The sequence below is a fragment of the Pseudomonas sp. PDM21 genome, assembly GCF_014852505.2.
Lineage (GTDB): Bacteria > Pseudomonadota > Gammaproteobacteria > Pseudomonadales > Pseudomonadaceae > Pseudomonas.
Window position 1 is genome coordinate 3013698 of sequence record NZ_CM181223.1, and the last position, 18755, is coordinate 3032452.

Consider the following 18755-nt stretch of genomic DNA (forward strand, 5'->3'; position numbering starts at 1 on the left):
AGGTGCGGGTAAGTCTCGGGAGTGGCGTGAAGAAAGGCGGACGTCAGTCCAGGTGCCACTTGCCGATGATGGCGGCGAGGGTGCCGTCGGCCTTGATGCTGGCGATGCCCTGGTTGACCTGGGCGAGCAGCTGCGGGTCGCCCTGGCGCAGGATCAGGCAGACTTCGCCCTTGATCTGCGGCTGGTAGCTGTCCACCAGGCGGACCTTCTTCAGGCTGCCCTTGGCCATCTGGTAGGCGAGGATCGGGTGGTCGCCGAAGCCGGCCTTGATCCGGCCCAGTGCCAGGTCGCGGGTGAGGTCGGCGAGGGAGTCGTAGCCGCGCACTTCCTTGAAGATGCCGCGCTGGTTGAGCTTGTCGATGAAGATGGTGCCGACCTGCGCGCCGACCACTTCGCCCTTGAAGTCATCCATGCTGGTGTAGGCCTTGTCGTCGTCAGCGCGCACCACCAGGCCTTCGCCGTACTCGAACACCGGATCGGAGTACTGCACCACTTTCTCCCGCTCGGGCGTGCGCAGCATGGCGGCGGAGATCAGGTCGATCTTCTTCGCGGTGAGCGAGGGGATCAGCGCGGCGAAGGTGGTCTGGGCGATTTCCACGTCGAACCCGCCGGCCTTGGCCACGGCCTGGGCCGAGTCGACCATCATGCCCTGGATGCTGTTGGTCTTGACGTCGAGGAAGGTGAAAGGCACGCCGGTGGCAGTAGCCCCGACTTTCAGAGGTTCGGCCTGGGCGGCGAAGGATGCAGCGCAGCTGGCGACGAGCGCGAGGGCGCAGGAAAACACGCGGAGGCGAGGATGCATTGGTGAACTCCCATTTGACGCGGTTTGTTGTCTTTATGCGTTATGGATGGCCTCGAGTATCGGCAGGAGGCGTTGGCTGCAATATAAATGATTTACAAGAATCGTAAAGAGATTTATAAATATCGCATATCGATATTAATAGCCTGAAAAAGGCGTGATCCTTCCCAAGGAAGAGATATGAGCGACAACGAAAACAGCCTGTTCAACCAGTCGCTGGAAAAGGGCCTTGCCGTGCTGCGCGGCTTCAACGCGCGCAACCGCACCATGAACCTGGCGGAGGTAGCCGAGGCCGCCGACATCACCAAGAGCTCGGCGCAGCGGATGATCCACACGCTTGAAGCACTGGGATACGTCAGCAAGCACCCGCAGACCAAGCGCTTCCAGCTGACGCCGCAGGTGATGGAGATCGGCTACAACTACCTCGCCGCCGACACCCTGGTGGACGTCGCCAATCCCTTCCTCGCGGAGCTGGCGCAGACCACCGGCGAGACCACCAACCTCACCGAGCCGGTGCGCACCGACATGCTTTACGTCGCGCGCTTCGTGGGGCCGAAGTTCATCCCGATCCACCTGCCCATCGGCAGCCGGATCCCCATGTACTGCACCGCCTCGGGCCGCGCTTTCCTCAGTGCGCTGAGTGATGACGAGGTGCTGGAACTGCTGCAGGGCAGCGACCTGTCCAGCCATACCCAATACACCCGCACCTCGCTGGAGGAAATCCTCGCGGAAATCGCCGAGATCCGCCGCAAGGGCTATGCGATCAACAGCGAGGAGCTGTTCCTGGGCGACATGGCGGTCGCCGCGCCGGTGCGCAACAGCCAGGGCCGCCCGGTGGCTTCGGTGCACGTGGTGGCGCCCACCAGTCGCTGGACCCGCGAGGACGCCGAGCGCCGCCTGGCGCCGGCGGCCATCGAGTGCGCACGGGCGATCAGCACCTCGATCAGGACGCTCTGAGGCCGCACGCTCAGGCTTGCGGCTGCAGGGGCTCGGGTGTCGCGTCCAGCAGCCGTTGCAGTTGCTCCAGGGCGCGCTCGTAGTCGAAGCCCTCGACGGCTTCGGTTATTTCCCGCAGCAGCCCGGCCCGTAGCGGGTCAGCGAAAGCGCTGCCCAGCCGGCCGACCAGCTCGCCGGCGCCGGTGTCGCTGTCTTCGAGCAGGGCGTGCAATTGCCGGAGTAGGCTGCTGATCTGCGCTGGGGACAGCCCCGGCGCCGCCGGCTGTTCGAGCGGCGGAGCGGTACGCGTCGCCAGGCCGGCCAGCACTCTTTCCAGCTGTGCTTGCAGCTCGAACAGCAGGCGCGAGATCGCTTCCTCGGATGCGCTGGCCTGGCAGGCCTCCTCCAGCGCCGTGGCGGCCCTGGCCAGTTCCAGGGCGCCGATGTTGGCTGCCGCGCCGCGCAGGGTATGAGCGGTCCGGCGGCGGGCGGTCGGATCGGCTGCCGAGTCGAGGGCGCGAAACTCGCCAATGAAATCCCGGTAGCTGGTACCAAAACGTTGTAGCAGCCGTTCGTAGAGCGCGGTCTTGCCGGCGCAGGTCGCCAGTCCGGCATGGGTATCGATGCCTGGCAGGTCGAGGTCGCCAATCTGCCTCTCCACCGGTGCAGGCGCCGCTGCGCCGCTGGTTTGCCGCTGCCGGGGAGCGATCCAGCGCGACAGGGTGAGGAACATCGCGGGCGGGTCGATGGGCTTGGCAATGTGGTCGTTCATTCCCGCGGCCAACGCCAGTTCACGATCACCGGCCATGTTGTTGGCGGTCATGGCAATGATTGGCAGTTGCGCCAGTTCCGGGCGCTGGCGCAGCGCCTGGGTGGCCGCGTATCCATCGAGCACCGGCATCTGGCAGTCCATCAGCACGCAGTCGAAGCGCGTGTCGGTGGCCAGCCGGTCCAGCGCTTCCTGGCCGTTGCAGGCCAGCACGATCTCAATGCCGGCGTCGCCCAGCAACTCCATCGCCAGCTCCTGGTTCAGCTCATTGTCTTCCACCAGCAATACCCGGCTGCCGGCGATACGTGCCAACGCCTCGTCCGTGGCGCTCTGGCGCTCACGGCTGCGTGGCTCGACGACGCTCTCCTTGCCCAGGGCGATGTTGATCGACTCCAGCAGGGTAGAGGGCGTCACCGGCTTGGTCAGCACCGTGCCCAGCTCTACGCCGCGTTGCTGTGCGGCGTCCAGCGCTTCTTCGCGGCCGAAGGCGGTGACCATGATCACTGCCGGGACGCTCTCGCAGTGGCCATCGTGCAGGCGTGCGACCACTTCGATGCCATCCATGCCCGGCATCTGCCAGTCCACCAGCACCAGTTGATACGGCAACTGCCGCTGTTCGGCTTCGCTGATCCATTCCAGTGCTTCGCTGCCGTTGCGCGCGACGTCCACTTCCAGCCCGTAGCTGAGAGCCATGCCCGAGAGAATCTCCCGCGCCGAGGCGTTGTCGTCGACCACCAGGGCGCGCACGCCGAGCAGTTCGTCCGCCCGCAGCATGCGCCGGGGCGCGGCAGTTTCGGGGATGCCGAAGTGGGCATGGAAGTGGAACACCGAGCCCTTGCCCGGCTCGCTCTCCACCCAGATGCGCCCGCCCATCAGCTCCACCAGACTCTTGGAGATCGACAGCCCCAGCCCGGTGCCGCCATAGCGGCGGGAGGTGGAGGTGTCGGCCTGGATGAACGACTGGAACATGCGCGCGCATTGCTCGGCGGTCATGCCGATGCCGGTGTCGCGCAGCCAGAAGTGCAGCTCGGTGACGTCGCTGCCGATCACTGCCGGCTCGATGCCCAGGACGATCTCCCCGAGCTCGGTGAACTTCACCGCGTTGTTGCCCAGGTTCAGCAGGATCTGCCCCAGACGCAGTGGGTCGCCCACCAGCGAGGTGGGCAGTCGCTGGTCGAGCTGGAACAGCAGTTCGAGGGATTTTTCCTCGGCCTTGAAGCCGACCAGCGCGGAGAACTGCTCCAGCACGTCCTCCAGACGGAATTCGACGTGCTCCACGCTCATCATCCCGGCTTCGATCTTCGAGAAGTCGAGGATGTCGTTGATGATGCCGAGCAGGCCCTCGGCGGAGCGGTGGACCTTCTGCACGTAATTGTACTGGCGAGTGTCGAGCCCGCTTTTCAGGGCGAGGCTGCTCATGCCGATGATCACATTCATCGGCGTGCGGATTTCATGGCTCATGTTGGCGAGGAACTCGCTCTTGGCCCGCGTCGCTTCCTCGGCCAGCTCCTTGGCGCGATGTGTCTGCTGCTCGACCAGCTTGCGTGCGGTGATGTCGTACAGCCAGGCGAGCACGGCGGGCTCGCCATGGTGAAGGACCGGCAGGTAGGTCGCGAGGATGTCGCGCTCGCCACCCTGGCTGTCGTACATGCGGACTTCGCGCTCGATCATCTGTTCGCCGGCCAGCATGTCGTTCCAGACCGACTCGCGCTCCGCCATCTCGACATACAGGCCAGCCGCTGCGTCGCCGACTTTCAGGCCGAAGTTCTCGCTGAATGCCGGGTTCACCAGGTGCAGGCGGTCGCGGGTGGCGATGGCCACGCTGACCGGGCTGCAGTCGAGGATGTACTGCAGGCGCTTCTCGCTTTCCTGCAGGGCAGCGGCCTGCTGCTCCATCAGTTCCGCCTGGCTCAGGGTCTCCTTGAGCAATTGCTCAGTGCGCGAGTTGCGCTCGAGGATTTCCAGGTTCATCGCCAGCAACGGCGCGAACTCGTCCAGCAGCGACCTCTGGCTCGCCTCCCGCACTTGCAGGCTTTCCAGTGCCAATACGCCGACCAGGCGCTCGCCATGGATCAGCGGCAGTATGTCGAGGAAAAGCGGCGGCGCGTACTCGCCCTCCTGCTGACGGTCAGGCTGGTGCAGGTGGATCGGCGCGCGCTGCTTGGCGCACTGGCCGATCAGGCCCTGGCCCAGGGGCAGGCGCCGGGGCAGATCCGGCGGCGCTGCGTAGCTGCCCAGCAGGACCAGCTCCTCGCTGTCCTGCGCGTGGATGTGCAGCGAGGCGCGGCGCAGCGCCAGCAGCGGCGCGAGGGCGGCCAGGGTGCGATCGCCCAGCTCGCTGGAGCCGGCGACCGACTGCATCTGCCCGCTGAGCGTCGCCACCTGAGTCTTCACCCAGCGCTGATCGGCCATCTGTTGCGCTTCGGACTGCAGGGCGGTGATCGCCCGCGCCATTTCGCCGACTTCGTTGGGATAATCCTGGAACGGCACCTGTACATCCAGTTCGCCCTTGCTCAGGGCATCCACCGAGAACCGCAGCTGATCGGCCGGCCGGCGAATCGACTGGCTGATCAGGATGCCGAACAGCACGCCGCCGCCCAGGCCCAGCACCAGAAGCCAGATGGTCAGCTGGACACTGCGGTAAAAGCGCTCCGTGGCCAGGTTCACTTCCAGATCGGCGCCCTGGCGCTTGACCTGAGCCACCTCGGCCAGCGCCTGGTTGGCCACCTCGCCCGGCCGTTGCAGTGCGGTGGAGGAGAGCAGGGCGATGGCGCCCAGGTCAGTGGCTTGTCCGTGGCGGATAGGCTGGTCGTTGAGCTCCAGGACGTGCTTGATCTGGTCCTGATACTCCTCGTAGGCGGCCTCGAATCGCACCAGCCCCTGCTGGGCGGAGGTCCGGTAGATGAGCGGCCGCGCCAGTTCGATTTCCTCGCGCAGGTTGCTGCGAACCTCGTTGAACTGCTTGACCGCCTGCGCTCGGCCGTTCTCGTCGGCGGCCAGGACGAACTGGCGGATGCTGCGCCCCATGCCCGCCAGGGCGACGCGGGCTGCCTCGATGTGCGAGAGGCCGAGCATCTCTTTCTCGTAGATCACGTTGATCTGTTCGATCTGCTGACGCTGCACGTGCAGGCCGTAGAGACCGAGGAACAGGGCGAGCAGCAGGATGCCGCCGAACCCGAGCGCCAGCCGGGTGCGCAGCCTCAGGCGCTGAAGAAAGCCGAGCGGAGTCAACATGGGGCCGCCTCCAGGCAGGTTTGCCGTGTGCGCTGCGAATCAGACCCTGGCCGGTGCCGGAATGGGGGCAGCCTGCGCGCCGTCGTTGAAGCGCTCGGCGATACCGCGGAAGCTGTCCTGCAGGGCGAGGAAGGCATCGGTGATATCCGGATCGAAGTGCTGGCCGCGCTGGCTTCGGATGAAGTCCACGGCGCTGGCGTGGGTCATCGGCGATTTGTAGATGCGCTTGCTGATCAGCGCGTCGTAGACATCGGCCACCGCCATCAGCCGCGCCGACAGCGGGATCGCATCGCCGGCCAGGCCCTGCGGGTAGCCGCTACCGTCCCATTTCTCGTGGTGGCCGTAGGCGATCTGCTTGGCCAGGCGCAGGAAGGGCACGTCCATGCCCAGGCGCTCTTCGGCCTTCTCCAGGGCTTCGAGCCCCAGGGTCGTGTGGGTCTTCATCAGCTCGAACTCCTCGGCAGTGAGCTTGCCGGGCTTGAGCAGGATATGGTCGGGGATGCCGACCTTGCCGATATCGTGCAGCGGCGCCGATTTGAACAGCAGCTGGCGGGTTTCCTCATTCAGCTCGGCGGCGAAGCGTGGGTGCTGCTGCAGGTGTTCGGCCAGCGCGCTGACGTAGTGCTGGGTACGACGGATGTGGTTGCCGGTCTCGTTGTCGCGGGTCTCCGCCAGGGATGCCATGGCGATGATGGTGACGTCCTGAATGGCCGCCAGCTCGCGGGTGCGTCGTTGCACTTCCTGTTCGAGGAATTCGTTCTGGTCACGCAGGAAGTCAGCGGCGGCCTTGATGCGCAACTGGTTGTCCACGCGCATCAGCACGGTGGGCGGATTGATCGGCTTGGTCAGGTAGTCCACCGCGCCCAGCTCCAGGCCGCGGATTTCCTCGTCGGCGGCGACCTGGGCGGTGATGAAGATCACCGGGATGCGCTGCGTGCGGGGGTCTTCGCGCAGGCGCCGGCAGACTTCGAAACCGTTCATGCCTGGCATCATCACGTCCAGCAGGATGAGATCCGGCGGATCGTCGGACTTTGCGATCTGCAGTGCCTTCTCGCCGGTTCGCGCTGCCTTGACGCGGTACAGCAGCTTGAGCAGTTCCGAGAGGAGCGTGAGGTTCTCGGGAGCATCGTCGACGATCAGGATCGTCGGACGAACAACGGGACCAGGTGCATTCATTGACCATCCTCCGCCACAGGGCAAGCGCTGCGGGACTTCCTGCCCGCGCGCCGGTGTGAGTATAGATCGCGCCGGGCAAGCCTCCGGGGTGATCCGGCAGGCGTGTTCGGCGGGTGTTTCAGCCGTTGTGCTCGACCTCGACGAAATGCCGCGTGCCGGCCTCGACGTCATAGATGTGGTAGTTGTTCATCATCCGCCCGTAAAGGTGCAGGCTGACCGCGCGCGGACGGTCGGCGGGAACGCCGGTGACGTGGATGTGGTCGGGGTTGGGGACGAAGCTGGTGACCGCGCCGGGCGGCAGCAGGATCATGCCGCCCTTGACCAGTTCGATGCCCTCGTCGCGGTTACGGTCGGCGGACAGGCAGACGTAGCTGCGCTCCTCCAGCACGCCCTCGACTATGCCCACCACGCCCCAGCTGCCGTGGTCGTGCACCGGCGTCCACTGGCCCGGCGACCAGACCAGGGCGTAGAGCGAGAGGTTGTCGTCCGGCGCCTGGTAGACCAGGTTGCGCGCGTAGTGGAACGGGTCGCTCTGGTAGTGGTGCGCTTCGAGGAAGTCGCCGGCATGGGCCAGCAGCTCCATCATGAAGGGCGCCAGGGAGGCGACGCACTGGCAGGGTTCGGATTCCTGCCGGCTGAGCTGGGTGGCGTGTTCGATGAAGCGGGCGAGGCTGACGTTGGGCATGAGCGGTGCGCTCCGGCGGGCGTTGTCGACACAACGAAATCACTCTAGCCGCTTTTGTCGAGCCTGCTCAGAACGGTAGGGCGCTTAATCCGGCACGGGTTATCCGCCATTTCGGCGGATCACCCCGTGTCCGTCATGCGCCCTGCGTGTGGGCTCAGGCGTCCTTCGGCGCGCGCCGCAGCAGGTAGGTGTCCATGATCCAGCCGTTGGCCTCGCGGGCCGCCTGGCGGGTGCGCTGGATATCGCCGCCGACCTCGACGAGCCGCCCGCTACGAAGAATCTCGTCTGGCGTGCCGACGTAGGCGCCCCAGTAGATTTCCAGTTCCGGGTCGTCCAGCTGGCGGTAGGTGTCTTCTGCGTCGAGCATCACCACGACGCTCTCGGCGTTGGCCGGAAATCCCTCGGCCAGACGGCGGCCGGTGGTGATCTGTACCGACTGGCCGATGGCATTCAGTGGCACCCGGTGGCGCGCGGCCAACGCCTGCACGCTGGTGATGCCGGGGATGACCTGGTAGTCGAAGCTCACCCGGCCCCCGCGCAGGATCGCATCGAGGATGCGCAGCGTGCTGTCGTAGAGCGACGGGTCGCCCCAGACGAGGAAGGCGCCGCACTGGCCGTCCTGCAGGTCGTCTTCGATCAGCCGCTCGAACACCTGCTGCCTGGCCTGGTTGAGGTCGCGTACCTGTCCGGTGTAGTCGCCTTCGCGCACGCGTTCGGGGCTCTCGGCTGCGACGATGCGGTAATCGCTGCGGGAGACGTAGCGCTGGAGGATGTCGCGGCGCAGCTGGATCAGCTTGTCCTTGGCCGCGCCCTTGTCCATGAGGAAGAACACGTCCGCGCGGTTCATCGCGTTGATCGCCTGCACCGTGAGGTATTCAGGGTCGCCCGCGCCGATGCCGATGATGAGCAGCTGCTTCATGTCTGGTCCTGCGTGCCTTCGTCCGGAGGGGCACCAGATTACGCCTGTCCGGCGCCACGCTCATCTGCCGGATCGCCGCGGTAGCAGAAGCGTAGGGCGGATAACGCCTGGGGCGTTTGCGCCCTACGGGGCTGGCGCGGCGTCACCGTAGGGCGGGTCAGGCAGGATGGGTGGAGCGCCAGGTCGGCTCAGCCCAGCAGCGCCACATCCTTGCGCAGCTCGCGGGCGGCCGCGACCATGTTCACCAGCGCCGCTTCCGTTTCCGGCCAGGCACGGGTCTTCAGGCCGCAGTCGGGGTTGACCCACAGGCGCTCGGCGGGAATCCGTTGCGCGGCCTTGCGCAGCAGCTTGACCATCTCGTCCTTGCCCGGCACACGTGGCGAATGGATGTCGTAGACGCCCGGACCGATTTCGTTGGGGTACTCGAACTTCTCGAAGGCTTCCAGCAGCTCCATGTCCGAGCGCGAGGTTTCGATGGTGATCACGTCGGCGTCCATGGCGGCGATGGATTCGATCACGTCGTTGAACTCGCTGTAGCACATGTGGGTGTGGATCTGGGTTTCGTCGCGCACGCCGGAGGCGCACAGGCGGAAGGCTTCGGTGGCCCAGTCGAGGTAGCGGCCCCAGTCGCTGCGGCGCAGTGGCAGGCCCTCGCGGAAGGCGGCTTCGTCGATCTGCACGATCCTGATACCGGCGCGCTCCAGGTCGACGACCTCGTCGCGGATCGCCAGGGCCAGCTGGCGCGCCTGGGTTTCGCGGGAGACGTCCTCGCGCGGGAAGGACCACATCAGCATGGTCACCGGGCCGGTCAGCATGCCTTTCATCACCTTGCTGGTAAGGCTCTGCGCGTAGCGGATCCAGGCCACGGTCATGGCTTTCGGGCGGCTCAGGTCGCCGAAGATCACCGCCGGTTTCACGCAGCGCGAGCCGTAGCTCTGCACCCAGCCGAAGCGGGTGAAGAGGTAGCCGTCGAGCTGCTCGGCGAAGTACTCGACCATGTCGTTGCGCTCGGCCTCGCCGTGCACCAGTACGTCGAGCCCGAGGTTTTCCTGGATCACCACGGCATGGCGGATTTCGCTGTGCATGGCCTCGGTGTAGTCGGCGATGCTGAGCTTGCCCTGCCTGAAGGCCTGGCGCGCCAGGCGTATGGCCGAGGTCTGCGGGAAGGAGCCGATGGTGGTGGTGGGGAAATCCGGCAGGTTCAGGCCGGCGCGTTGCTTGACGATGCGCTGGGCAAAGGGCGACTGGCGCTGGCAGTCGGCGGCTTTCACCGCCGCGAGGCGGGCCTTCACCTCCGGTTTGTGGATGCGTGGCGAGGCGGCGCGGCTGGCCTGCACGGTGCGGCTCTGCTCCAGCGCGGCGATGACTTCCGGCGCCTCGGGTTGATTGACGGCACGGGCGAGCAGGGCGACTTCGGCGCACTTCTGCACGGCAAAGGCCAGCCAGCTCTTCAGCTCGGCATCCAGCTGGTCCTCGCGCTCCAGGTCCACCGGGCTGTGCAGCAGCGAGCAGGACGGCGCAACCCACAGGCGATCTCCCACCCGCTCATGGGCGTGGCGCAGCACTTCCAGGCTCTTCTCCAGGTCGCAGCGCCAGACGTTGCGGCCGTTGACCACGCCGAGGGAAAGAATCTTGTAGGCCGGCAGGCGGTCGAGGATGGTCGGGAACTGCTCTGGTGCGCGCACCAGGTCGAGGTGCAGGCCGTCCACGGGCAGGCCGGCGGCCAGGCCCAGGTTGTCGTCCAGGCCGCCGAAGTAGGTGGCCACCAGCTTCTTCAGCGGCTCGCTCTGCAGCAGGTTGTAGGTGCGTTCGAAGGCATTCTTCCAGTCCTGCGGCAGGTCGAGGGCGAGGATCGGTTCGTCGATTTGCACCCACTCCACGCCTTGCGCGGCAAGGCGGCGGAAAATCTGGCCGTAGAGCGGCAGCAGGCGCTCCACGAGGTCGAGCTTGTCGAAGTCGGCCCCTTTGGTCTTGCCCAGCCAGAGGTAGGTCAGTGGGCCGATTACCACCGGTTTCACCTGATGGCCGAGAGCGTGGGCTTCCTCCACTTCCTCGAACAGCTGCTCCCAGCTCAGTTCGAACTGCTGGTCAGCGCTGAACTCGGGGACGAGGTAGTGGTAGTTGGTGTCGAACCACTTGGTCATCTCTTGGGCATGCGCGCCGCAGCATCCCGTACTGACGCCTCGCGCCATGGCGAACAGGGTCTGCAGGGTGGGCTTGGCTTCGCCATGGGCGCGGAAGCGCTCGGGGATCACGCCGAAGGTCAGCGAGTGGGTCAGCACCTGGTCGTACCAGGCGAAGTCGCCCACCGGCAGCAGCTCGATGCCGGCGTTCTTCTGCACCTGCCAGTGGGCGGCACGCAGCTCGCGGCCAATGGCGCGCAGGCCGGCTTCGTCCAGCTCGCCCTTCCAGAAGGCTTCCTGGGCTTTCTTCAGCTCGCGGTCGCGGCCGATGCGGGGAAAGCCGAGGTTGTGTGCCAGCGCCATGTGAATCTCTCCATTGAATCAACGATGGGGAAATTCTCCCGGCGCAGCCTTCATGAGACAAACTCATTGTTCTTGTGATGAACATAAGTAACTCTCATGTTCGTCGCCCGTTCTGCTTGGTGCTGCGCTGGCCCGTCCCAGGGACGCTCTGACGGGCGATTACCCTCCTGCCCGCATTTGCCGCGCCAAAGCTCCAGGCGAGGTGTGAAGCTGGCGCTGGAACAGCTCGATGAACGCCGAGGTGGACTCGTAGCCCAACTCGCCGGCAATGAGTGTCACCGACTCGCCGCGTTCCAGCCTCGGCAGGGCCGCCAGCAGGCGCACCCGCTCGCGCCATTCGCGGAACGACAGCCCGGTCTCGTCACGGAACAGCCGCGCCAGCGTGCGCCTGGAAGCGCCGACGCGCTGCGCCCAGTCCTCGATGCCCAGGCGCTCGCCGGGGTGCTCCTGCAAGTGATCGGTGACGCGCCGCAGGCGGGCATCACGCGGCAGCGGCAGGGCCAGGCCGGAGTCTGGCGCGCTGTGCAGCTCGTCCACCAGTACCTGCATGAGGCGCGCTTCCGGGCCCTCGTCGGGGTAGTCGCGGGAGAATTCGCTGGCGCGCTGGATGAGGTTGTCCAGCAGCGGCGAGATTTCCAGCACGCGGCACGGGCCCAGGCCGACGGCCAGTTCCGGGGCCAGGTAGAAGCTGCGGTGGACCACCAGCGTGCGCGCCCGCGCGCTGTGGCGAACGCCCGCCGGCAGCCACATCGCCCGGCGTGGTGGAATCACGCAGGCGTACTGCTCGGTCGCCGCCTCAAGCACGCCGCTGGCGGCGTACATCAGTTGCCCCCAGGGGTGAGAATGGGGCTCCACCTCGTGGCCGGCGGGCATGTCGAAGGCGCGCAGCCACACGGGGCGGGGCAGCGACGTGAAGCCGGGAAGTGCCAAAGCATCCTGTCCCGCTGGCGGCATAGCTTGTCTCACTGTCGGAAGTGGGTCATGGAGGGCCGATGGTAGCGTCTTCCCCGGCCAATATCAGCCATCCGTGGAGAGCACCATGAGCAGCCATCGCCTGCAACAACGCCTGTCGATCCTGGACATCCGCCAACGCCGCGAGCCCGGCAGTCTGGTCGTGCTGACCGCCTACTCGGCGCCCATGGCGCGGCTGCTCGACCCGCACGTCGATGTGCTGCTGGTAGGGGACTCGCTGGGCATGGTGCTCTACGGCATGCCGCACACGCTGGCCGTCAGCCTCGACATGATGATTGTCCACGGCGCCGCCGTAGTCCGGGGCTCGCAACGGGCCTGCGTGGTGGTGGACATGCCCTTCGCCAGCTACCAGGCCTCGCCGCAGCAGGCGTTTATCGCCGCCGCGCGGGTGCTTGCCGAGAGTGGCGCGCAGGCGGTGAAGCTGGAAGGGGGCGCGGAGATGGCCGAGACCATAGCCTTCCTGGTCGAGCGCGGTATTCCAGTGATGGCGCATATCGGCCTGATGCCGCAGAAGGTCAACGCCCTCGGTGGTTTCAAGGTGCAGGGCAAGGAGGAAACCGGCGTTGCGCGGGTGTTGCGCGACGCGGATGCCATCGCTGCCGCCGGGGCCTTCAGCGTGGTGCTCGAAGGCGTGCTGGAGCCAGTGGCGCGACAGGTCTGCGAGCGGCTGGAGATCCCGGTGATCGGCATCGGCGCTTCACCTGCCTGCGCAGGGCAGGTGCTGGTGACCGAGGACATGCTCGGGCTGTCCGGCGAGCAGATTCCGCGCTTCGCGCAGCAGTACGTGCGGGTGGACGAACTGATCGGCGCGGCGGCCGAACGCTTTGCCAGCGAGGTGCGTGAGCGCCAGTTCCCGCAGGCGCGGCATTGTTTCGGCATGGCGAAGGAGTGAGCCCGGCGCGGGGCCAAGAGCACGGAACATCAATCTGCAGGGGCGGGCCATGCCGCAATCGCGCGCATGGCGCGCTCCGGCAGGAAAGCTCCGGCGCTAGAACCCGCTCTCGCGCAATGCCACCGCCAGCAACCGGGTGAAACCCTCGCCCAGCCAGCTGCGCCGCGTCCCCTCGATCTGCAGGTGGCCACGGGTTTCGTGAAGGCCCGGTGGCGGCTCGTCGAGCCTTACCAGCACATGGAACAGTGCCGGGTTGGGCACCAGCGCCTCGCCCTGCGGATTGACGTTCAGCGGGCCGCCGTAGCGCGAGGCGAGCATCGGATGTTCCAGCTGGCTGATGCGCGTGGTGCCGATCAGCACCACCTGGCCCTCGATGGGGCGCGGCACGCCTTCGGGGTAGAAACGCACATGGCCGCCGTCGGTGAGGCGTTGCACTTCGTCCTGTTTGACGTAGGCGTCCACCAGCCAGTGCTGCGGGTCCACCAGTACGCCGATGGGCTCGCGGGTGTTGATCCACTGGCCGGGCTTCCAGTCCGGGTTGACGTCCATCCAGCGTCCGCTGAAGGGCGCCTGCAGGTTGAGACGGGCCATTTCGTTGCGGGCGGCGCGGGCCTGCTGGTACTCCACGCCCAGGCGCTGGCGGGTGACGGCTTCCTCGGAGAGACCGGACGGGTCGGCCAGCATCCCCGCCAGCCGCCCCTGGAAACCGCGGATGCTCGCCTCGCTGCCAGCTACCTTGGCGGCAATGTCGGGCTCCTCCATCACCGCCAGGGTTTCCCCCTTGCCGACTTCGCCACCCGGGCGCAGGTCGCGCAGCAGCGCAGGGAAGGGCGCGTAGACGTGCAACTGCTGCGCCGCACGCGCCACGCCCATGGCATGCACTTGGGTGCGCCAGGGAATGGCGAGCAGCAGGACGATGGCGCCGAGCAGCGCGAGGAACACCAGCTTGCGCCGCGGCTTCACTTCCGCACGGCGCTGCCACCAGACCTTGAGTTCGCGCCACACAGGCTGAACGATGAACCAGCTGATTTCCACGGCGAACAGGAAGATCCCCAGCAGTTTGAAGAAGAAGTAGTAGACCGCCACGGCGATGCCGAGGAACAGCAGCAGGCGGTAGACCCAGGTACCGAAGGCGAAAGCCACCAGCAGGCGGCGCTTGCCGGTGGGGAAATGCTCCGGCCAGGGCTCATCCAGCCCCAGCAGGTTGCGCCGCAGCGTGGTGCGCGCCAGGGCGCCGGCGCGTTCGTGCAGGTTGGGGAAGTCCAGCAGGTCGGAGAAGATGAAGTAGCCGTCGAAGCGCATGAAGGGGCTGGCGTTCAGGGCCAGCGACAGCGCCCAGCTGGTGGTCGCCAGGTACAGCAACCCGTTGCGGAAGGGGCCGGGGTCGGCCAGTGCCCAGCCCAGCGTCGACAACCCGGCCAGGCCCAGTTCAGTGATGATCCCGGCGCTGGCAATCGCCAGGCGCTGGCGGTTGCTGCGCAGCTTCCAGCTCTCGCCGGTGTCGGTGTAGAGCATCGGCCACATCACCACGAAGGCGATGCCCATGTGCGCGACCTTCAGCCCCAGTCGCGTGGCCACCAGCGCATGCCCCAGCTCGTGCAGCGTCTTCGCCACCACCAGCGCGGCGGCGAAGCTGAGCAGGCCCTCGAAGGAGAATGACTCCACCACGTCGTGGGTGAAGGTGTCCCACTGGTGCGCCACCAGCACGATGCCGGCGAGGCTGAGCAACAGCACCAGCATCGCCACGTAGCGGTTGAACAGCCAGTCGAGGCTGCCGGCGATGGCGCGCAGGAAGCGCTGCGGGCGCAGTAGCGGGATACGGAAAAACAGGTAGTGGTGCAGCCACCAGTTCCAGGTGGTCCATTGCTTGCCTTCGCTGCGCGCGGCCAGTCGCGCCAGTGCCTCGGGGCCGGGACGAAGCAGCTGGTGGTGTTCGAGGAACTGGCGGAAGCCCAGCACTTGCTCGGCGTCGGGCTTGAGCGCGGTCTGCTCGGCGATCTGCTCGCTGATCTGCCGGGGCGTCTGTTCCCAGCGCAGCAGGCATTCGAACTCCAGCCAGCCGATGCGGTAGAAGCGGTTGAGCACGCTGTCCTGGATCACCCACACCGGCTCTCCGTCCGGGCCGGGCGCGGCTTCGTCCAGGCGCAGGTCGTCGCGCAGCGGCGGGGTGGGCAGGTCTTCGGCAGCAATGTCCATCGTCGCTACCAGCCGGTCCAGGCGCGCAGGGACGCCAGCGGGCGGCGCAGCAGGTAGTAGCCGAGCACCACGCGTTCGCCGTAGAGCTTGGCAGTGCCGTGCAGGCCCAGGCGCGCATGGGGCGGGGCGTCCTGCACGCTGGCCAGCAGGCGGTAGGAGGCCACGCCTTCATCGCTGGGCTTGGCCTGGTAGCTGGTGTCGAGGATTTCCCCGTGCAGCGGGTCGAGCGGGTAGGCGGTGAGGAACAGCGCCACGGGTGCCCCCGGCTCCAGCGCGATGGCATCGGCCACCGGCAGCTGGATGCGCATGCCCGGTGCCTTCGGGTCGGCGATCTGCAGGATGCGTTCGCCGGTCACCACCGGCTTGCCCAGCCAGTCGTTGGGGTCGCTGTACACGGCCACGCCGGCGCGCGGCGCGAGTACGCGGGTGCGCGCCAGTTGCGCCTGCACGGCGGCCAGTTCGGCGCGGCGCTGGCGGGAGCGGCCGTCGAGCACCGAGAGTTCGCTCTTGCTCTGCGGGTTGTCGAAGGCGCGCTGGCTGGCGGCCATGAGTTCGGCGTCGGCCACGGCAACTTCCTTGGCCAGCACGTCGGCGCGGCTGCGCAGGGTGGTTTCGTCCAGCTCGAAGAGCGGCGTGCCGACCTCGACGCTCTGGTTCGGCCGCACCAGCATCCGGACTATCACGCCGTCGATGGGCGAACTGATCACTTGGGCGTTGCGCGAGACGATTTCCGCCGGCGCCAGGGCGGTCTGCCGCACCGGGATCAGCAGCAGAGCGGCCAGGGCGATCACCCCGACCAGCACCTGGCGCTTGCTCGGCCGCCAGAAGCGCAGGCGGGTGCGCGGCCCGAACGATGCCCAGGCGTGCGCCCAGGTCTGCCAGATGCCTTGCAGCAGCGGTTGCAGGTTGCGCGCTGGCGGCTCGTCGAGCAGGAACAGCACCAGCCCCAGACGCTTGCCGGCACGGTCGTGCAGCGGCACGCACCAGAGCCCGGCGGGCCACCATTCGCTCCAGCCTTCGGCGATGTCGGCGGGCGGTTCGAGGGCGTCGCGGGCCAGCCAGGTCGGCGTGGCGTCGGGCAGCTGCGCGGCGACCCAACGGCTGGCGCGCTCCAGCCAGACCAGATAAGGCGAGTCTTCCGTGGGCTTGGCCAGGCCGGAGACTGCCAGCAGTTCGTTGCGCGATTCATGGCAGGCGAACACCAGCGCCTGGTGGAAGCGCAGCAGCGGGAACAGGTCGTTGGCGATGCTGAAGGCCAGGGCGCCGAGGGAGTCGGCCGTCAGCGCCTTGTCGCGCACATTGGCCAGGCTCAGCAGCAGCTGGGGTGGCGGCAGCAGCTCACTCATGGCTTTCGGGGAAGCGCGCGACCCCGCTCATGCCGGCGATCAGTTCGGGGTAGCTGGCGTCCAGCTTCGCTTCCAGCTCCACGGTCTGCGCCACGGCGTCGACCCGCGCGTTGATCACGCTGACCTTGGCCGGGTAGTGCTTGCCGGTTTCGTGGATGTCCACTTCCAGTGGCATGTCCGGACGCAGGCTGGGCAGCATGGACGAGGGCACATTGAGGCGGACCTTCAGTGCGCCATCGCTGACCAGATCGAACAGCGGCGTGCCGGCCGTCACCGTCTGGTAGGGTTTGACGTAGACCTTGGCGATGCGCCCGGAGAAGGGCGCGTCGACCAGGCAGTAGCCGGCCTGGGCGCGGGCCAGGGTGAGGGCGCCGTCGGCCTTCTGCACCTCGGTGTTGGCCATGGCGACTTCGAGGTCGCCCACGGCATCGAGCTTGCGCAGGTTCTGCTTGGCGGCAAGATTGGAGCGGGCCATGTTCAGTTCGGCGGCAGCGACCTTGGCGCGGGCGTTGACCTCCACGCAGTTGAGCTGGGCCAGCTCGGCATCCTTGGCGACCTTGTCGCCCAGGCTTGCCTTGAGCGCACCGAGGGTGCCGTTCATCTGTGCGGAGAGGGTGGTTTCCAGGTTGGACACCAGCAGCACGCGGATAGCGCCGGGGTCCTGGTTGTCGGGCAGTGGCGGCAGGCCGCTGGGGGCGTCATCGGCCAGCGCCGGCTGGAGCAACATCAGGCACAACGGGAGGAGCAGGTACGGCTTACTGCGCGGCATTGGCGATTTCCTTCTGCCCTGCGGATGCTTGCCCAGCGGTCGATTGAACGGTTGATTTCATGGTCGTGGCGCCACTGCTGGCGAGCAGGTTGGTGCTGGTCTGCTGCTCCAGCGTGCGCTGGATTTCCCGCGCCAGGGTCTTCACGTCGTGGTTCTCGATTTCCCTGGGCATCACCTCGAAGCCCACCGAGTTGTACAGCCGGCCCCAGGCGGCCTGGGCGTCGGAGTAGGCGGCTTCGCGCTGGTAGCGCGAGAGCAGGAAGCGCCCCTCGGCGCGGATCAGCTCCAGTTCGCTGCCCAGGGCGGCGCCACGGGCGGACTGGGCGTAGCTGAGCAGGCTCTGGTCGACGCGCAGGCTCTCGTCGGCGAACTCCACTTCCTGCTTCGCCAGCTGGTAGCGCAGCAGGCCGACGCGGACCTGGGTGAGGATGGCCATGGACAGCGCGGTGCGGCGCATGTCGTCGGTCTTTTCCTGGCTGGCCTCGGCGGCCTTGATGTCCGGGTACTGCGCCAGGCGCAGCAGGTTCATCGAGACATTGATGCCGGTCTGGTTCCAGTCGTTGTTGTACAGGTACTTGTTGGAGTCGTACTCGTAGCCGTAGTTGAAGCTCACGTTGGGCCACAGCTGGGCCTTGGCGATCTTCAGGTCGTTCATGTCGACGCGTTTCCTGTACCACTCCTCCATGATCTCCGGGCGGCGTTCCAGGGACAGGCGTTCAAGTTGTTCGACGTTGTTGGTCACCAGCGGCAGAGGCTGCTCGCCGAGGTCGGCCAGGACCATTTTGGTGTTCGGCGGCAGCGACATCAGCGCTGCCAGTTCGGCGCGGGCGAATTCCAGGTCCTGGCGGCGCACGGTGAGCATGTACACCGAGTCGAGCAGGGCGCGCTGGTAGGCGAGGATGTCCTGGCGTGGCAGCAGGCCCTTGCCCTCGGCCTCGCGGGCGGAGGTCAGGGCACGGTGGGTGCGCATCAGCAGGCCGTCCACTTCCGGCAGCAGGCGCTGGGCGCCCAGCGCGCGCCAGTAGGCGTTGCGCACGTCCTGCAGGACGTTCTGCGCGACCTTCTCGCGGCGCTCTTCGGCCATCAGCATCTGGTCGTTCTTCTGCTGGGTGCGGTAGTAGGCGACGCCGAAGTCCAGCAGGCTCCAGGACAGCCCGAGACTGTAGAGCTGGCGGTAGCGCTCTTCCGAGGTGGACGGACGCAGGCTGACCTGGCGGTCCTCGATGCCGATGGAGGTGCCGCCCGAATCGTTGTTGCGCCCGGCGTAGCCGGCGGAGGCGACCACCCGCGGCAGCATCTCGTGGCTGGTGACGTCACGCAGGTCGGAGGCGAGCGCGCTTTCCAGCAGTTTCAGGCGGTAGTCGAGGTTGTATTTCAGGGCGCGCGCTGATGCTTCGTAGAAGGTGATCGGCCCGCTGACCGGCTCCTGCTCCTTGTACATCCGCGCCTGGTCGTCGATCACCCGCTGGCGCATTTCCTCCTCGGTGTAGGGCTTGGGCTCGAACGCCGAGCAGGCGCTGAGGAAGAGGCTGACGGTGATGGTGGCGCTCAGGCATTTCAGTGCGTAGGCAGGCAT

General features: G+C 66.9%; 13 protein-coding genes. 2 read left to right on the forward strand and 11 right to left on the reverse strand.

All coding sequences use genetic code 11. From position 1 onward, the window contains the following. Window positions 1-43: 43 nt before the first annotated feature. The gene (locus IB275_RS14065; protein ID WP_081516970.1) at window positions 44-802 is read right to left on the reverse strand and encodes an ABC transporter substrate-binding protein; all 759 of its coding nucleotides are present in this window, start codon (window positions 800-802) and stop codon (window positions 44-46) included. 177 nt (window positions 803-979) lie between these two features. Between IB275_RS14065 and IB275_RS14070 the strand changes: the two genes are divergently transcribed. Then, on the forward strand, window positions 980-1756 hold the full coding sequence (locus IB275_RS14070) for an IclR family transcriptional regulator (RefSeq protein ID WP_081516971.1): 777 nt from the start codon (window positions 980-982) through the stop codon (window positions 1754-1756). 10 nt (window positions 1757-1766) lie between these two features. Here IB275_RS14070 and IB275_RS14075 read toward each other — a convergent pair whose 3' ends face one another. From IB275_RS14075 to IB275_RS14100, 6 genes are all read right to left on the reverse strand, one after another. Further along, complete coding sequence (locus IB275_RS14075; protein ID WP_192295641.1) at window positions 1767-5738, reverse strand: hybrid sensor histidine kinase/response regulator; 3972 nt, start codon at window positions 5736-5738, stop codon at window positions 1767-1769. 39 nt (window positions 5739-5777) lie between these two features. Then, window positions 5778-6914: a response regulator gene (locus tag IB275_RS14080; protein WP_192295642.1), complete on the reverse strand. Its 1137-nt coding sequence runs from the start codon at window positions 6912-6914 to the stop codon at window positions 5778-5780. A gap of 118 nt (window positions 6915-7032) precedes the next feature. Continuing rightward, complete coding sequence (locus tag IB275_RS14085; RefSeq protein ID WP_081516974.1) at window positions 7033-7599, reverse strand: cysteine dioxygenase family protein; 567 nt, start codon at window positions 7597-7599, stop codon at window positions 7033-7035. Window positions 7600-7753: 154 nt separating this feature from the next. Next, complete coding sequence (cobF, locus tag IB275_RS14090) at window positions 7754-8518, reverse strand: precorrin-6A synthase (deacetylating) (protein ID WP_192295643.1); 765 nt, start codon at window positions 8516-8518, stop codon at window positions 7754-7756. 188 nt (window positions 8519-8706) lie between these two features. Beyond that, window positions 8707-11004, reverse strand: a complete 2298-nt coding sequence (metE, locus tag IB275_RS14095; RefSeq protein WP_192295644.1) for a 5-methyltetrahydropteroyltriglutamate--homocysteine S-methyltransferase — start codon at window positions 11002-11004, stop codon at window positions 8707-8709. Window positions 11005-11163: 159 nt separating this feature from the next. Beyond that, the gene (locus IB275_RS14100; protein WP_192295645.1) at window positions 11164-11958 is read right to left on the reverse strand and encodes an AraC family transcriptional regulator; all 795 of its coding nucleotides are present in this window, start codon (window positions 11956-11958) and stop codon (window positions 11164-11166) included. Window positions 11959-12043: 85 nt separating this feature from the next. Here IB275_RS14100 and panB point away from each other — a divergent pair, with 85 nt between their 5' ends. Continuing rightward, a complete protein-coding gene (gene panB, locus IB275_RS14105; protein ID WP_192295646.1) occupies window positions 12044-12868 on the forward strand; it encodes a 3-methyl-2-oxobutanoate hydroxymethyltransferase in 825 nt (274 codons plus the stop codon). A 96-nt stretch (window positions 12869-12964) separates the two neighbouring features. Here the strand turns inward: panB and IB275_RS14110 are convergent, their stop codons facing one another. From IB275_RS14110 to IB275_RS14125, 4 genes are read right to left on the reverse strand one after another with little or no spacing between them, the layout of a single operon-like run. After that, window positions 12965-15064 (reverse strand): site-2 protease family protein, encoded by a 2100-nt coding sequence (locus IB275_RS14110; protein WP_192295647.1) that lies wholly within the window; start codon window positions 15062-15064, stop codon window positions 12965-12967. 5 nt (window positions 15065-15069) lie between these two features. Beyond that, entirely contained in the window at window positions 15070-16410 is a 1341-nt protein-coding gene (locus IB275_RS14115) for an efflux RND transporter periplasmic adaptor subunit (protein WP_192295648.1), read from the reverse strand. After that, window positions 16403-17179: an efflux RND transporter periplasmic adaptor subunit gene (locus IB275_RS14120; protein WP_138214358.1), complete on the reverse strand. Its 777-nt coding sequence runs from the start codon at window positions 17177-17179 to the stop codon at window positions 16403-16405. Before IB275_RS14120 ends, IB275_RS14115 begins: the two co-directional genes overlap by 8 nt. After that, window positions 17166-18755: a TolC family protein gene (locus tag IB275_RS14125; protein ID WP_192295649.1), complete on the reverse strand. Its 1590-nt coding sequence runs from the start codon at window positions 18753-18755 to the stop codon at window positions 17166-17168. Before IB275_RS14125 ends, IB275_RS14120 begins: the two co-directional genes overlap by 14 nt.

Bases quoted from the DNA above. Each gene is read 5' to 3' on its own strand.
- metE (WP_192295644.1), bottom strand. From the start codon at position 11,004: ATGGCGCTGGCACACAACCTCGGCTTTCCCCGCATCGGCCGCGACCGC.
- panB (WP_192295646.1), top strand. From the start codon at position 12,044: ATGAGCAGCCATCGCCTGCAACAACGCCTGTCGATCCTGGACATCCGC.
- IB275_RS14120 (WP_138214358.1), bottom strand. From the start codon at position 17,179: ATGCCGCGCAGTAAGCCGTACCTGCTCCTCCCGTTGTGCCTGATGTTG.
- IB275_RS14125 (WP_192295649.1), bottom strand. From the start codon at position 18,755: ATGCCTGCCTACGCACTGAAATGCCTGAGCGCCACCATCACCGTCAGC.
- cobF (WP_192295643.1), bottom strand. From the start codon at position 8,518: ATGAAGCAGCTGCTCATCATCGGCATCGGCGCGGGCGACCCTGAATAC.
- IB275_RS14115 (WP_192295648.1), bottom strand. From the start codon at position 16,410: ATGAGTGAGCTGCTGCCGCCACCCCAGCTGCTGCTGAGCCTGGCCAAT.
- IB275_RS14070 (WP_081516971.1), top strand. From the start codon at position 980: ATGAGCGACAACGAAAACAGCCTGTTCAACCAGTCGCTGGAAAAGGGC.
- IB275_RS14085 (WP_081516974.1), bottom strand. From the start codon at position 7,599: ATGCCCAACGTCAGCCTCGCCCGCTTCATCGAACACGCCACCCAGCTC.
- IB275_RS14080 (WP_192295642.1), bottom strand. From the start codon at position 6,914: ATGAATGCACCTGGTCCCGTTGTTCGTCCGACGATCCTGATCGTCGAC.
- IB275_RS14110 (WP_192295647.1), bottom strand. From the start codon at position 15,064: ATGGACATTGCTGCCGAAGACCTGCCCACCCCGCCGCTGCGCGACGAC.
- IB275_RS14075 (WP_192295641.1), bottom strand. From the start codon at position 5,738: ATGTTGACTCCGCTCGGCTTTCTTCAGCGCCTGAGGCTGCGCACCCGG.
- IB275_RS14100 (WP_192295645.1), bottom strand. From the start codon at position 11,958: ATGCCGCCAGCGGGACAGGATGCTTTGGCACTTCCCGGCTTCACGTCG.
- IB275_RS14065 (WP_081516970.1), bottom strand. From the start codon at position 802: ATGCATCCTCGCCTCCGCGTGTTTTCCTGCGCCCTCGCGCTCGTCGCC.